At 30.2% G+C, this 15880-nt stretch carries 13 protein-coding genes; all 13 read left to right on the top strand.

What is annotated here, in order from left to right; translation table 11 throughout:
- The first annotated feature begins 94 nt into the window (after window positions 1–94).
- Complete coding sequence (locus tag N7603_RS05565) at window positions 95–1093, top strand: macro domain-containing protein (protein ID WP_262096385.1); 999 nt, start codon at window positions 95–97, stop codon at window positions 1091–1093.
- Window positions 1093–1890: a DarT ssDNA thymidine ADP-ribosyltransferase family protein gene (locus N7603_RS05560; protein WP_262096384.1), complete on the top strand. Its 798-nt coding sequence runs from the start codon at window positions 1093–1095 to the stop codon at window positions 1888–1890. The genes N7603_RS05565 and N7603_RS05560 overlap by 1 nt, the downstream gene beginning before the upstream one ends.
- Before the next feature lie 131 nt (window positions 1891–2021).
- Window positions 2022–2261 carry a helix-turn-helix domain-containing protein gene (locus tag N7603_RS05555; RefSeq protein WP_262096383.1) on the top strand — a complete coding sequence of 80 codons (240 nt, stop codon included), beginning with the start codon at window positions 2022–2024 and terminating at the stop codon, window positions 2259–2261.
- 286 nt (window positions 2262–2547) lie between these two features.
- Window positions 2548–2937 carry a YkvA family protein gene (locus tag N7603_RS05550; protein ID WP_262096382.1) on the top strand — a complete coding sequence of 130 codons (390 nt, stop codon included), beginning with the start codon at window positions 2548–2550 and terminating at the stop codon, window positions 2935–2937.
- Window positions 2934–3074, top strand: a complete 141-nt coding sequence (locus tag N7603_RS05545) for a hypothetical protein (RefSeq protein ID WP_262096381.1) — start codon at window positions 2934–2936, stop codon at window positions 3072–3074. Before N7603_RS05550 ends, N7603_RS05545 begins: the two co-directional genes overlap by 4 nt.
- Window positions 3075–3189: 115 nt before the next feature.
- Complete coding sequence (locus N7603_RS05540; protein WP_262096380.1) at window positions 3190–3981, top strand: hypothetical protein; 792 nt, start codon at window positions 3190–3192, stop codon at window positions 3979–3981.
- A gap of 377 nt (window positions 3982–4358) precedes the next feature.
- Window positions 4359–5306 carry a Hachiman antiphage defense system protein HamA gene (locus N7603_RS05535; protein ID WP_262096379.1) on the top strand — a complete coding sequence of 316 codons (948 nt, stop codon included), beginning with the start codon at window positions 4359–4361 and terminating at the stop codon, window positions 5304–5306.
- Window position 5307: 1 nt separating this feature from the next.
- The gene (locus N7603_RS05530; RefSeq protein ID WP_262096377.1) at window positions 5308–7371 is read left to right on the top strand and encodes a DEAD/DEAH box helicase; all 2064 of its coding nucleotides are present in this window, start codon (window positions 5308–5310) and stop codon (window positions 7369–7371) included.
- Between the two features lie 335 nt (window positions 7372–7706).
- Complete coding sequence (locus tag N7603_RS05525; RefSeq protein ID WP_262096375.1) at window positions 7707–7892, top strand: helix-turn-helix domain-containing protein; 186 nt, start codon at window positions 7707–7709, stop codon at window positions 7890–7892.
- A gap of 4 nt (window positions 7893–7896) precedes the next feature.
- Entirely contained in the window at window positions 7897–10464 is a 2568-nt protein-coding gene (locus N7603_RS05520) for a type I restriction-modification system subunit M (RefSeq protein ID WP_262096374.1), read from the top strand.
- Between the two features lies 1 nt (window position 10465).
- Window positions 10466–11644: a restriction endonuclease subunit S gene (locus tag N7603_RS05515; protein WP_262096373.1), complete on the top strand. Its 1179-nt coding sequence runs from the start codon at window positions 10466–10468 to the stop codon at window positions 11642–11644.
- A gap of 15 nt (window positions 11645–11659) precedes the next feature.
- Window positions 11660–14767 (top strand): type I restriction endonuclease subunit R, encoded by a 3108-nt coding sequence (locus N7603_RS05510; protein WP_262096372.1) that lies wholly within the window; start codon window positions 11660–11662, stop codon window positions 14765–14767.
- A 683-nt stretch (window positions 14768–15450) separates the two neighbouring features.
- Window positions 15451–15825, top strand: a complete 375-nt coding sequence (locus N7603_RS05505; RefSeq protein WP_262096371.1) for a hypothetical protein — start codon at window positions 15451–15453, stop codon at window positions 15823–15825.
- Window positions 15826–15880: the final 55 nt, after the last annotated feature.

The following is a 15880-nucleotide window of genomic DNA, read 5'->3' as shown; positions in this document are numbered from 1 at the left end:
ATACTATGGTATTATTACTGTTTTAACACACTTTTAATCTGTAAAGAGTGGATTATAAATTGCTAAATTAGTAATATCAAAAATTTTAAAGAACATGAGGAATAAAAAAATGTTTATTTTCACGCATGGCGATTTATTAAAATCTAATGCTCCTGCTCTAGTAAATACGGTTAATCTAGAAGGATTTATGGGAAAAGGTATTGCCTTTCAATTTAAAAAAGAGTTTCCACAAAATTACATCAATTATGTTGCTGCATGTGAGTCTATGAACATAAATATTGGAAAACTATTCGTTTTTGAAGAAAAAGGAAAAATAATAATAAATTTTCCAACAAAAAATAAGTGGAGAGAAAAATCTAAACTTGAATATATCGAACAAGGGCTAATTGATTTAAAAAGAGTAGTTAAGCAATATGGCATCAATAAAATAGCTATTCCTCCATTAGGTTCTGGGAATGGTGGGTTAGAATGGTCTAAGGTGAAATCATTGATTATAGAAATTTTATCAGGTATAAACAATTGTGAAATTTATGTTTTCGAGCCTGGAGTAGAAATTGTTACAGGTGTAGCTCCAAAAACATCACTCAATGAACTTCTAATTCTTAACATAATAGGGATTACAAAAGACAAAATAGTAAACTCAAAGGCCTTGTATTATGTTTTGTATTTTATTGATATTATTACGGGTGATAATAATTTTCAGTTTGATTCAGTAAGAAATCTGATGAGCAACAAAAAAGTCACTAACACGCTGAAAAATATTGAAAAATTAGAAAAATACTATAATTCCAATAATTACAATGACATATTTAACAAAGAAACGAATCGCTTATTGAGTAATTCAGTCTCATATGCTTTGTTAAAACAACAAAGATTGTTACCATTCGTTAGTAACTTAATAAACAAATATTCATCTGAGTTAGAATGGAGAATAATTGTTGATATTTTATATTTAGTCTCGAAGGGGCAAGAACCCAATTTAGATTCAGACAATCATAAGGAAATCTTTTATACATTAATTAATAATGGGTTAATCATTCAAGATTTAATAGGTTTTCAATTAAATGAAAGTTTTCATTCTGGTGACAAATAATGAATAATATCGATCAACTAATTCATAACTACTATCAATATCCCAATTTCATAGGATTTGTACATTGTACAGAAATGAGTAACTTTTTGAATATATGCAAAAGTGGTGTTATTTTATCTAGAACTGCCTCAAAAAGAATAATTGACTCTGCTAATCAAAATCAAATCATGGCAACTAGTGCAAGTCATCCTGAAATTATGAATTGTACAAGATTTTACTTAGCACCAAAAACTCCTACATATTATCAAATGAACTTTAGGAATCCTGTAATACTTTTAGTATCTCCCGATATTTTATATAGTCGATTAGGGAGAGTATTTTTCGTTAATAAACAGATAAATTCTTCAAGAGTAATCGTATCTGCAAATATTGATATAGCCTTGGATTTTAACTACGATAAAATTTTTGACAGAACTCCAAAAAGAGGGAAGAGCAGTTTATATCAAGGCATAGTCATCAATGTATACATAAATATAAGAGGTTTACAAGAAATAGAATTTTGTTATGAAGATCAAACATTTTTTACGACTAATTTTACAGATATATCCTTTAATATAGGAGATGAGGTATACTTCATTTTTAATGAGTATAATACACCATACATTGTTAATCATGACGATACTAAGTTTAGAAATGCTGAAGTTGCATTTATGGATCCCATTTCAATTAGCGAAATATCAAGTATTATTTTTCAATGTGATGATGATTTGCAATTTGCACTTGAAAAAATTACAGATGAACATATTAAACATAAATTCATCATTGATCCAAGTGTTTTTTTTGATTATAGATTTTAGAACAATATATTGAATCATATCGATTCATGTATATCGTAATATAAAACTGAGCCAACCATCGTCAAGTAAAAGTGAGCCAGCTAGAAACCTATTCTAAACTATAATAAATAGTAAATGAGGAGGGAAAGAGGATGATCAATATGATAGAGAAGAATGGCATCATCAGCATGCATATCCATGAAGGTAAATCTAAGCGAGAAATTTCAAGGATATTAGGCATATCCAGAAACACAGTTGACAAATATATCACTGAATACGAAAAGAACTTGAAAGCATTAAAAGAAAGCGAACATGACTATGAGAGTCGAGTTCATCAACAAACCCTCTTCGCCAAACCCACCTATAAAAGAACAAAACTTTGTGTCATATAAAAAGTTTCGAATAAAATGAAAGTTTCGTGTTGTTTAGACATGAATCTTTCTTTAATTTTAGAAAACTAGTAAAAAAACAATATATTTCTTAAATAAAAGTGATATAATCAAGCCATAATGTGTCAAATTTATTAAGTTCTTTGTGGGAGAAGGTATTTAATAAAGATGTTTTGACAAATCATTATCTAACCATTGTTCAGGGGAAAGCATATAGGCACATAAACAAACTGACAGATTCAAATCGGTTTTTTATTGTTTCTAATTGTGAAATCATTTTGGAGGACTTATGAAAGACAAGAAGTATGAGGTTGCATTAATAAAATCATCGAATCAAGCTCAAAAGTTGAATGAAAACAAGATAAGGAATACTATTCAAAAAGCTTCACACATGATTACAGGTAATAAATATATTAAAGATGTTGTTGGTGTTTTAGGTCCATTCATTGAAATGTTGAAACATTCAATGATATCGTCATCCTCGTTTAAATTATTGCCAAAGGAAATGTTTACAATCATTGGTGCTTTGGCCTATTTAGTAAGTCCATTGGATTTAATCCCAGACTTCTTGATACCATTTGGATTAATAGATGATATATCCGTAATATTAATTGCTGCTCAACAAGTATTAACAGCTATGAAAAGATTTGAGGTATATAAGAAGGCGAACTTACTATGAAGAACATATCAGGAAAGATACATACAAAAGATCAACTATACAACTATGCTAATCAAAAGATTCCAAATTCAAATGAGTTTAAAGCAAATCAAAATAATCGAGCGAACCAATTAAATACAAATACAAAGAACAAGTAGAGATGTATGTTATTTCTAATTGTATAGAGAAGATAACCAATATTAGGGGAAAAAATCTTTTTACGCATCGGGATATATAATAAATTTAATCGAAAATAAAAAAAGGAGAAATAACATGAACAATAAGGAACTAGAGGATATGAAATTAAAGATAATAAATAGGAATAATCTTTTTAAATGGATAACATTGTTTACTGTAATTGTCTTCATTATATTAGGAACATTCTTTGGCAAAATAGTAATTGATTTATCCGATTTTAGTTTTTCGGATTTAATCTCAATATTGATTTCACTATGGGCTGTATATATTTCTATGCTCTTTTATCATAAAAACAATGAAGCCTCAGCTGGTTTTTATAATAACTTTTACGTATTTATTAAAGATGTGACAGAAAAAATTGGCAAGCTCGATGTCGGTGTAAATGAAAAACTTACTCATCTCAAAGATGGTGTTTTTGGCTCTCCAATTCTAAATAAAGAGATCAAATCAGAAAAAGAGAAGTATCAAAAACAAGAGTTGGAAAAGCAAAAAATTATTGATGATTTAATCAAAAAGTCTGAACTAGACGAAGAAGAAAAAGATAAGTTGAGAAAAAAATTGTTTGAAATGGATAATTATCTTCGAGAATCGAGAGTTAAAATTGAAAACTCAAGAGAAGCGAAATACTACAAGGATTTACAAGACTTTTCACAATTTGTAATATCTAACATTACTATGAAATCCTTAAGACGATTAGCAAATGGTGATAACACAGTTACGCTAGTTGATCGTTATAATAAAATCATTAATCTTGTACCCAGTCATGTACTAGATACATTAAGGAAACTTGACTTTATCAATGATAACAACATAATCAATCAAAGGGGTTATGAGTACTTAGAGGCGTATTCGAATAGTTTAAAATAGTTATTAAGTCACTAAAAGAATTGAATGAGTCATAATCTTTACTAAAAAATGACTTAATTTGAAATATATTCTAAGTTTCTTATCCTGTAAAAATTATTATTATGATATTTATTTTAAATATTAAAAGTTTTTGTCCTATAGAAATCGAGAAAAAAAGTTAACAATCAACGACAAATTGGGTGTATTAAAAAAGTAATACATGAAATTTATAAACTAAAATTGTTCCATAATCTCTATCAAAAACACATCAATTGTTTATTGGTATTATGTTTTAAGTATAGTGTCCTATATATAATAAGAGACTATGTATTTAGCTTGTTATTGAACATATGTAAAAATTCGACTATGAAGTTTGTGATTACAAAGGGGAATTATTGATGAAATCTATTTATTTTAAAGAGTCTTTCGATTGCTTTGATATTCATGAATACAATGACAATAGTTGCTTTATTCATATAAGTATTTCTGATAAAATAGTTTTTTATCAAGGCATATTCGATTATTTTTTTTCAGAGAGTACTTTTTTTCGACACTTTAATTATAGAAATGATTTTCCATTTACTCCAGAAAGAAAAAACTACGTTGAATTATATAAAAATTTAAAAAGGTACCTCGATGAAGATACAGTTGAACTATTGATTGAAAAAATAGAAAAAGAAGATATTGAAATATTCTATAGTGAGGATATGATATCGATAAGAGAGGATAAAATTCATTTAATTAGAAATGACAAAGTAGGAAAAATCGGAGAGTATTTGTTATCTATTATCCTTGAGAAATATTTCAAATTTACGTGTATAATACCTAAAATTATTCTTAACACAAATCCACATATGAGTACTTATGGTATAGATGTATTATACTATGACGAAAAAAATGAACTCCTTGCATTTGGCGAAGCTAAGCTTGTTAAAAATCTTTCATCAGGTATAAAACTAATTAATAAGAGTTTGAAAGGCTATGACGAAATGTTAGAAAATGAATTTATACTGATTAGTAACAAGCAGATAGCAAGCATATCCAATATCCTATCTACTAAGTATGAAAGCGAGCTAGGTCTAGCTCTCAATTTTAAGCAGTTTATTTCAGATGCAAATATAAAAGAAATATTGATACCAATATTCATTTCTAATGGTATAGAATTTGATGCAAAAAACATACTACATGAACTTGATAGAAGTATAAATAAAAAAGATTTTTTCGGCTTAAAGACTACTTATCTAGTAATTTGTTTGCCAATAATTGATAAGAAAGAACTACTTGATTTTTTGACAGTGAAAATAAACGACAAGGTGCATGCATATGAATCAGAAATCACATTATAACTTGAAAGAAGTTAGAGATGCTTTAATAGAGAAAATGGATGCATCGTCAGACTTGACAGAATCAAAAATTCAATATGCTGATCAATTGTATTCTTTAGGATTGACTGTGTATAGTCAGCACTACACAATTGAATCATCAATATATAATTCATTTACACTATCAAAAATTAACACTGATATATCACTACATCCAGAGCAAACCAAAATACTCAAAATGATTGATGAATATGACTCTCTCATTGTTAGTGCACCTACTAGTTTTGGAAAGACTTACTGCATATTTGAGTATATCGCTAGAAAACAGCCTCATACCGTAGTATTGATTGTCCCGACACTAGCATTAACAGATGAATATATGAAAAAGTTTCTTAAAAACTATAAAAAATCATTTTTAGAATACAAGGTATACACTAATATTGAGAAGGAAATGGTGATTGATTCGAGTCACAAGACTTTGTTCATTTTAACACACGACAAAGTTGTAGCTGAAAATGACTATAAAATTTTTGATAATATTGATTTTTTAGTAATTGATGAGGTTTATAAGCTGAAGATTGATGAGTCTGATGACAGGGTCTTAATTCTAAACCTAGCATATTACCATTTATCCAAAATCTCAAAAAAATATGTTCTATTAGCCCCATTTATTAGTAACATTTTAAACTTAAATCTACTTGAAAAAAAACCTAAATTTTTAAAAAGTAACTATTCACCAGTAGTGAATAAAATTGAAAAGATCATAGTGAGTAGAGAGAAAGATAGACATACTGCATGCGACGATTTATTGGAAACTAAAATACCAGTAGACGAAAAAACACTAGTATATTTTCCTACACCAGCGTCAATAAAAAAATACATAACAAAAATTGTTTCAACAAAAAGCAAAGTTGATAATATTCCTAAAGAGATGTATGAATTTATAGATTGGGCAAAGGATGAAATTCATGAAGATTGGTATATCATAAAAGCAATTGAGAGAGGTTACCTTGTGCACAACGGTCAATTACCATTAGGCATTAGAATGATACAATTAGATTATTATGAAGATGAAGAAAGCGATCTTAACAAACTATTGTGTACTTCAACTTTACTAGAAGGTGTAAATACATCAGCAAAGAATATTATAATTACAAGACCATCAAGACTTTCTGATAAAAGAAAGGACTTTTTTACAGCATTTGATTTTTATAATCTTGTCGGAAGGACAGGGAGACTTAATAAGCACCTTATTGGAATTGCTTATTATATAAAAAGCAAAGATGACCCCGAATATCTTCAAGAAGATTCAAATGTTTCAATATTGTTTGAAATTACAGAAAATACAAAAGATGTTAGTATTCAAATCGGTGATGTTTCAAATGATGAGGATATTAATGAATTTTTTGGAAAACTTAGAACAAACCATGAAGAATACAAAGAACGGGTGGGTTCGAGAGTTCGATTTGAGACATGTAAAAAAATGCTAGAATGGTTTGATGTTGCGAAAATGAACATTAAAATAAACATTAAAAAGTTAATGAATGATGATTATTCTGGGTATTCAGGGTTATTATTAGAAACTTATCGAATCAGTGAAACACAAATTAGTTACGATGATAAATTAAGAACAAACTTAATCTCAAACATTATAGATCCACGAAGATTTACGATTAAGCAGATAGTTGAAAGAGTTAAGCCATACTTCCCTTATGTAGAATTAAACGATTTAATTGGGATAATAATCAAACTGAAATCGGGTCAAATAGAACATCAATTTTATAATCATGCCCAGATTATTAAATTTTTCATGGAGAAATCCAATTTTTCAGAAGTAGAGATAGAATGTTATGAAAAACAACTTATTCATAAAATTGAGAATATTTTCTTTGTGAACTCGATTCAAAAAAAGATGATGCAAAATATAGGAATTTACGAAAGAGATATTGATCATATAGTTCGATACATAGGTTCAACTTTTAATGACGTAAAAGAATTGAGAGAATTATTAAATATTTATAAGAATAAATACTTTTCCGGTATATCGTTCTTATCTAGATATGTCATTAATAATCTAACAAAAGCTTAGATTTGATACTGTTTTTTAATCCTTTATAAGCAGTTTCAATGAGTATATTATACTTAGTTGAACTGATTTTGAATAGATACGATAAATTAAACTAATTAGTGGAAAAATGTTATACAAAGTGTAATATTTCTCTAATGTTCACGTATTTAAATGGTAAATATATTGAGTTTAAGACTTATTATCGATTGATAATTGGTCTTTTTTTTGTGAAGTTATGTGTTTAGATAGAAATGGATAAGCTAGAAAATGTGGTAAAGATTAATTAAATCAGCGCTCATAATCTTTATATAAGATGTTATAATAGTGATAACAAGATGTTAAGGGAGTTCGATTATATGACTTACGCTCAAAGAATAAAAAAACTAAGAGAGGTTATGTTAATTACACAAAAAGAATTATCTGTCCTTTTAAGTGTATCTTTTATAACTGTAAATAGGTGGGAAAACGGTAAGTTTGAACCAACTATGAAAGAAAAAAGAAAACTGGCACAATTATTTAAAGAAAACGGCATAGGAGAATGACAAGATGAATAAACAACAATTGGCATCAAAAATTTGGGAAACAGCTAACAAAATGCGTTCCAAGATCGATGCAGGTGATTATAAAGACTATATTTTGGGATTCATGTTTTACAAGTTTTTATCAGACAAAGAGATTAAGTTTCTTAAGGAAAAAGGATATAGTGAGGACGATATCCAACAACTTACAGACGAAGATATTGAATCTGTAAAATTCATTCAAAATAACGTTGGGTATTTTATTTCATATAAGGACCTATTTTCTACTTGGATCGAAAAAGGACAAGATTTTGATGTGAGTGATGTAAGAGATGGGTTAAGTGCATTCAGTCGGTTGATTAATGCATCACACAAAAAGGTATTCGAAAAAGTATTTAACACACTTGAAACTGGTTTGAATAAATTGGGTGGTTCAGCAGCTGAACAAACAAAAGCCATTAGAGATTTAATTCAACTCTTAAATATCATACCTATGAATGGTAAACAAGATTATGACATATTAGGTTTTATCTATGAATATTTGATTAGTAATTTTGCTGTCAATGCAGGTAAAAAAGCTGGTGAATTCTATACACCTCATGAAGTATCCCTGTTAATGTCTGAGATAGTCGCAGATCATCTTAAAGATAAAGAAGAGATTAAAATATATGACCCAACCAGTGGATCGGGATCTTTATTAATCAATATTGGTCATTCTATAGCTAAGCATATGACCAATAAAAACAACATTAAGTATTATGCACAAGAATTAAAAGAAAATACGTACAACCTTACACGTATGAACTTAGTCATGCGTGGTATTTTGCCAGATAATATTGTTACACGAAACGCAGATACTCTAGAAAATGACTGGCCTTATTTTGATGAAACAGATCCCCAAGGTACTTATGACCCACTGTATGTAGATGCAGTCGTATCTAATCCGCCTTATTCACAAAACTGGAATAGAGACCATAAAGAGTCCGATCCTAGATATGCAGAATTTGGTTTAGCACCTAAATCAAAAGCAGATTACGCTTTTTTATTACACGATTTGTTTCATATTAAACCTGATGGTATCATGACCATTGTTTTACCGCACGGCGTATTGTTTAGAGGTGGTGAAGAAGGTGAAATTAGAAAGAACTTAATTGAGAAGAATCATATCGATGCGATAATTGGGTTACCAGCTAATATCTTCTTTGGGACAGGTATTCCTACCATCATCATGGTTTTGAAAAGAACAAGTAAAAAATCCAATGATGTATTGATTATTGATGCTTCTAAAGGCTTCACTAAAGTTGGGAATAAAAACCAATTACGAGCTTCTGACATTAAGAAAATTACAGATGCAGTTATTCATCGAGAATCAATAGATAAGTTCTCACGAGTTGTAAGTATCGAAGAAATTCGTAAGAATGATTATAACTTAAACATTCCAAGATATGTGGATTCCTCAGAACCATCAGAACCATGGGATATCTACTCATTAATGTTTGGTGGCATTCCCGAGTCTGAAATAGACAGCTTAGAAAAGTATTGGAAGGCATTTCCATCACTTAAGAGAGAGCTTTTTGATGACATCAATGAATCATATGTATCAATTAAGGATGCTGACATTAAAAAAATCATTCTAAATAACCAAGAGGTCAAGTCCTTTTTAAAATCATTCAACAGTCATTTTGGGGATTTTAATCTGTTTATGGAGAATAGACTGATCAATAACATGATGTCTCTTAATATACCTATGGAACAACAAGAAATCAGTAAAGAGATTTTTGAGAGAATAGAGCCACTTGATCTACTTGATAAGTATAAAGCATACCAAGCACTTGCAGATGAATGGGTAAAGATATCTATTGATCTAGAAATCATTCAGTCAGAGGGTTTTGACGCTGTTAAAAAAGTAGATCCAAACATGATTATCAAGAAAAAAGACAATAAGGAAATAGAAATTCAAGATGGTTATGTGGGGAGAGTGATTCCTTTTACATTGGTACAGACGAAAATACTTTTCAATGAATTAAGTAGTCTTTCAACGAAGGAAAATAGATTAAACGAAATCGTTTCTGCACAACAAGAAATAATAGAATCATTATCTGAAGAAGAAAAAGAATTATCGTTTGTAGATGATGGAGATTCATTTGATAGCAAAAAAGTGAAAAACTTGATCAAAGAGTTAGATGATAATCCATCCGATGAAGAATCATTTAAAGCAAGACTAATTAAATATGTTGATTTGAATAATAAGGAAAAGACTCTAAAACGAGAAATCAATAATGAAAGAGATGAACTTGATCAAAAAACCAAACTAACGATAGAGTCATTAACCAATAATCAAGCACTTGATTTACTAAAACATAAATGGATAACACCAATTGTTGAATCAATCAGCAAATTGCCCAACGAAATCATTAATTACATATCAACAAAGGTCAAAATGCTTAATGATAAATACTTAACTACATTCTCAGAAATTACTAGTGGAATCAAGCAAAATCAAAACATGTTATTGTCACTAATTGACGATCTTGAAGGTGATGATTTTGATATGAAAGGTTTAAGTGAATTAAGATCACTATTACATGGTGATTGACATGGAGAACACAAATAATAGACCCTTATTAAGATTCAAGGGATTTACTGATACTTGGGAACAGTGTGAATTTGGAGACTTGGTAGATTTTTATACTGGGTTAACATACTCTCCGTTAGATATTACTGATGAACATGGAACTCTTGTTTTAAGATCCTCGAATGTTCAGGAAGGACAAATTACTTTTAATGACAATGTTTATGTTCAACCTAGTGTAGTGAACTCCGACAATGTTAGATTAGGTGATATTATTGTTGTTGTAAGAAATGGTTCTAAAAATCTGATTGGAAAAAACGCTCTAGTAAAGCAACAAATGCCTAATACTGTTATTGGTGCATTTATGACTGGAGTAAGAGCAAGTCAATCAAAATATATCAAATCATTACTTGACACTAGACAATTTCAAAGTGAAATAGATAAAAATCTTGGTGCAACGATAAATCAAATAACAACTGGTAATTTTAAGAAAATGATGTTCAACACTACTATAAACTCTGATGAACAACAAAGAATTGGATCATTTTTTGATAGCATAGACCAACTTATCACTCTTCATCAGCGTAAGTATGATAAGTTGGTCAATACTAAGAAAGCTCTACTTGATAAAATGTTTCCGAAAAATGGTGAATTAGTTCCTAAAATACGTTTTAAAGGATTTACTGACGCTTGGGAACAGCGTAAAGTAATGAGTGTTTGTTCAATTTCAACTGGTAAGAGTAACACACAGGACAGAAGTGATGAAGGAAATTATCCTTTTTATGTGCGTTCACCAATTATTGAAAGAAGTAATAGATATCTATATGATGAGGAAGCTGTACTCACTGTTGGTGATGGGGTAGGTACAGGTAAAGTACATCATTATGTTTCTGGAAAATACGACCTTCATCAGCGTGTTTATAGGATGTTTGATTTTGCTGAAGGAGTTTCAGCAAAGTATTTCTACTATTACTTTTCTAATCATTTTTATCAACGAGTTATGTCGATGACAGCTAAATCTTCTGTGGATTCAGTACGTTTAGAGATGATTACTGACATGAAAATCGAGATGCCTTCTTTTAATGAACAGGTTCTCATTACTAATGTACTAGATAATTTAAACACACTTATCACCCTTCATCAGTGTAAGTATGAAATGCTCCAAAACATAAAAAAAGCACTACTACAAAAGATGTTTGTTTAGAAAGGATGTAGTCATATGACATATGATAATGAATTACACTTTGAGAAAGAACTCATTTCAGTGTTATCTCAATATGGCTGGGAAAAGGAAATTATCAAAAATCCAACTGAGGAAGATTTATTAAAAAATTGGGCTAATATCCTTTTTACAAATAATAGAGAAATAGATCGCCTTAACAATCAACCATTAACAGACTCTGAGATGCAACAAATTCTTGAACAAATCAGGTCTTTGAGAACACCACTAAAGTTGAATGGATTCATCAATGGTAAGACGGTTTCGATCAAAAGAGATAATCCAAACGACAAACTTCATTATGGTAAAGAGATCAGTTTAAAGATTTATGACCGTATGGAGATTGCTGCTGGTTCTAGCAAATATCAAATTGTCAGCCAACCCAAGTTTAAAACATTGGGTTTAATGAATGACAGAAGAGGCGATTTATTACTATTAATTAATGGTATGCCGGTCATTCATATCGAACTTAAAAAATCAGGTATTCCGGTCTCACAAGCGGCTAATCAAATCGAGAAGTATGCCCGCGAAGGAGCATTCAGAGGGATATTTTCATTAATTCAGATATTTGTTGCTATGACACCTGAAGAAACATTGTATTTTTCAAACCCTGGAGAAGACAATAAGTTTAATCCTAACTTCTATTTTCATTGGGCCAACTTTAACAATGACCCAATCAATGATTGGAAAGAAGTAACAGCTAAATTACTCTCCATACCCATGGCTCACCAACTGATTGGTTTCTATACGGTTGCTGATAATACAGATGGCTTGCTTAAAGTGATGAGAAGTTATCAGTATTATGCAGCATATGCGATTTCTGATAAAGTATCTAAAACAGATTGGACAGCGAAGAATAATTTAGGTGGGTACATATGGCATACAACAGGGTCTGGTAAAACCATGACCAGTTTTAAGTCGGCTCAATTGATATCATCATCAAAGGATGCTGATAAAGTGATTTTCCTGGTGGATAGAATTGAGCTTGGCACACAGTCATTAACTGAGTATAAAAACTTTGCCAACGAGAACGAGGATGTTCAAGCCACTGAAAATACCAATGTATTGGTCACCAAACTCAAAAGCAATGATCCTTCAAATACATTAATTGTAACCTCTATTCAAAAAATGAGCCGAATCAACGAAGAAGATGATGGATTAAAGGCTAGAGACATTGAATTGATGAAGTCAAAAAGAATCGTATTTATCGTAGATGAAGCACATCGTTCAGTGTTTGGTGATATGTTATACCAAATTAAAACTACATTTCCTCATGCAATCTTCTTCGGTTTTACAGGAACACCAATTCATGATGAAAACGTCAGAAATGATTCGACTACAGCCGATGTTTTTGGTAACGAATTACATCGCTACAGTATAGCAGATGGTATCAGGGATAAGAATGTTCTTGGGTTTGATCCATATAAAATATTAACATTTAAAGATATCGACTTAAAGAAAATTGTCGCTTTAGAAAAGGCTAAAGCAATTAGTGAAGCTGATGCTCTTGCAGATACAACGAAGCGTGATAAATATTATGAGTTCATTAATGATACACCAATGGCGGGATTTTATGATGAAAATAGAAATTATACTAGAGGCATAGAAGACTATATTCCTAATTCTCAATATGATCATGAGATTCATCATCAGATGGTTGTCCAAGACATCATATCCAATTGGATTACACTGAGTAGAAATGCTAAATTCCATTCAATACTAGCAACCAGTAGCATCAAGGAAGCAATTCAATATTATAGACTTTTCAAGTCTCAAGCTAATTATATAAAAGTTGCTTGTTTGTTTGATCCATCTATCGATAATAATGATGGAACAGCATTTAAAGAAGATGGTTTGGTCGAATTATTGGAAGATTATAATGCTAGATATGGCATGAATTACTCTCTTGGTAATTGGGACTTATACAAGAAAAATGTAGCAGCAAGACTTGCCCATAAAAAACCGTACATAGGTATTGAAAGAACTCCCGAGAAACAAATAGATTTGCTAATAGTAGTTGATCAGATGCTCACTGGATTTGATTCTAAATGGATTAACACACTATACTTGGATAAGGTTCTTAAATATGAGCATGTGATTCAAGCATTTTCCAGAACTAACCGCCTATTCGGACCAGATAAACCATTTGGAACAATTAAGTATTACAGAAAACCACATACAATGGAAAAGAACATTGAAGCAGCGATTAAGCTTTATTCTGGGGACAAACCATTGGGATTGTTCGTACCAAAGATAAAAGATAATCTCGACCGCTTAAACGCAGTCTATAAGGAAATAGAGGGTTTATTCAAGGTGAATGAAACCATTGATTTTGCTAGATTACCTGAAGATATTGCAACTAAAGCAAAGTTTTCAAAACTTTTTAGACAGTTCAATGAATCTCTAGAAGCGGCGAAAATTCAAGGATTTCAATGGAGTAATGTTGAAGAAGTTGATTTTATTATAAAAGAAGACAGTGCTATTTACTTCAATGAAAATGACTATCTCACCTTAGCACTTAGATACAAAGAACTTCCTCTCAGTGAAAAGAATAAATCAGATGATGTTCCATATGAACTACAAGGATACTTAACTGAAATTAACACAGGACTTATTGATACGAATTACATGAATTCTAAATTCGAAAAGTTTAGAAAAGCATTAGATGGTGGAAATCCATTGGAGATTGAAAAAACATTAAATGAGCTACATAGTACATTTTCGACTTTAACTCAGGATGAACAAAAATATGCATCGATATTTCTTAGAGATATTGAACGTGGTGATGTAAAATTATCCCACGGAAAAACATTAAGGGACTACATTACTGAGTATCAAGTGAATGCAAAAAATGATCAGATTTCTAAATGTGCTGCACTCTTAGGTTTAGACGAATCTAAATTGAGGTATCTTTTGAGTATTAAAGTAACTGCAACCTCAATTAATGAATTTGGTAGATTTGACGACTTAAAAAACAGTGTAGATATTGTTAAAGCGAGAGAGTATTTTGAATCGAAAGATGGTAATAAACTATCCATTCCAAAAGTCCATATTAAACTAGATGGATTATTAAGAAGATTCATCTATGAGGGTGGATTTGAGATTTAATTTGGGGAAAAAGTTAATACTATTGTAAAAACATAAGTTCAATTAGGCCTTATGTTTTTTTTATCTATCCAAAAATTTCCATTTTGACGACGTCATAATCAAAATATGTAGTCAATTGGTTGATGTAAACCGTCAAGTGAAAGTGAGTCACTTAGACATCAAATCGTCATTTAATCAAGGAAGGTATTATGTTGGGATTTAATTTATCTATGATACATTTGCCGAGAATGGTTTTTTAATGAACTCAACTCTCATTTTCATCTTCACTATATTTTAATGCTCTCAAAATCATTACGTTTTCAGCGATACATTTGGTTACTGTGTTTCTTGATATGTCTAATAGTCATCTAGTTTATTGCTTACCTTACATTTAGGGATAATCATACATATGATGTCATGCTTATCTATCAAATTAATCATCCTCTATCCCATTTCGTTTAATATTTATCATAGTTTGGAAGAGGCTTATAGGGGATGGTTATATGTTATAACATAAAATTATAATCAGAAATGACATTTTAAGTGCATTATAACATGCAATTGAAACACAATGAAAAAATTATAAATTGATATACTATCTAATAAAAAGCGAAACAGATGAATCGAAATGTGGTGATTAATGATAATATACACTTGTGTAATTATGAAAAAGTAAGTATAATATAGATGAAGGGGTGTTTAATGTGTTCGACAATTTTAAAGTATACAAAGTTACAGTAGGTGTTCCGACAATATCCATTACAGATACAGGGGTTTCTTTTAACAAGCAAGCTATAGTGAAATTAGGATATGCTAATTATATAAGAATACTCATTAACAAAGATCAAAAACAAGTCGCTATAGTTGCAATTAATGAAAATGACGACGACGCAACAATATTTTGTCTAAAGAAAGATAAACCTAATAGCATTAGACTTAATTATAGAGACCTTACTAAAACTCTTTTGGCTTTAAAGAGTACTAATTCAGAGTTTCAGTCATTTAAAGTAGAAGGTGAGTTTCTAGATGAACACAATGCCTTGCTCTTTGATTTTAATCATGTTTTACCTATTAAATGATCTCATTTCATCGCGTCGATGAATATAAATAAAAAACGCGCTTATCAGCGCGCGA

This window comes from Paracholeplasma vituli (genome assembly GCF_025446935.1).
GTDB classification, from domain to species: Bacteria; Bacillota_I; Bacilli_A; order Acholeplasmatales; family UBA5453; genus Paracholeplasma; species Paracholeplasma vituli.
The sequence above is the reverse complement of the archived record's forward strand: the minus strand, read 5'-3'. Positions and strand labels throughout refer to the sequence as shown.

What these genes read in the sequence shown, in the direction of transcription:
- N7603_RS05550 (WP_262096382.1), top strand. Translation starts at nt 2,548, where the DNA reads ATGAAAGACAAGAAGTATGAGGTTGCATTAATAAAATCATCGAATCAA.
- N7603_RS05555 (WP_262096383.1), top strand. Translation starts at nt 2,022, where the DNA reads ATGATCAATATGATAGAGAAGAATGGCATCATCAGCATGCATATCCAT.
- N7603_RS05560 (WP_262096384.1), top strand. Translation starts at nt 1,093, where the DNA reads ATGAATAATATCGATCAACTAATTCATAACTACTATCAATATCCCAAT.
- N7603_RS05520 (WP_262096374.1), top strand. Translation starts at nt 7,897, where the DNA reads ATGAATAAACAACAATTGGCATCAAAAATTTGGGAAACAGCTAACAAA.
- N7603_RS05540 (WP_262096380.1), top strand. Translation starts at nt 3,190, where the DNA reads ATGAACAATAAGGAACTAGAGGATATGAAATTAAAGATAATAAATAGG.
- N7603_RS05515 (WP_262096373.1), top strand. Translation starts at nt 10,466, where the DNA reads ATGGAGAACACAAATAATAGACCCTTATTAAGATTCAAGGGATTTACT.
- N7603_RS05545 (WP_262096381.1), top strand. Translation starts at nt 2,934, where the DNA reads ATGAAGAACATATCAGGAAAGATACATACAAAAGATCAACTATACAAC.
- N7603_RS05565 (WP_262096385.1), top strand. Translation starts at nt 95, where the DNA reads ATGAGGAATAAAAAAATGTTTATTTTCACGCATGGCGATTTATTAAAA.
- N7603_RS05535 (WP_262096379.1), top strand. Translation starts at nt 4,359, where the DNA reads ATGAAATCTATTTATTTTAAAGAGTCTTTCGATTGCTTTGATATTCAT.
- N7603_RS05525 (WP_262096375.1), top strand. Translation starts at nt 7,707, where the DNA reads ATGACTTACGCTCAAAGAATAAAAAAACTAAGAGAGGTTATGTTAATT.
- N7603_RS05510 (WP_262096372.1), top strand. Translation starts at nt 11,660, where the DNA reads ATGACATATGATAATGAATTACACTTTGAGAAAGAACTCATTTCAGTG.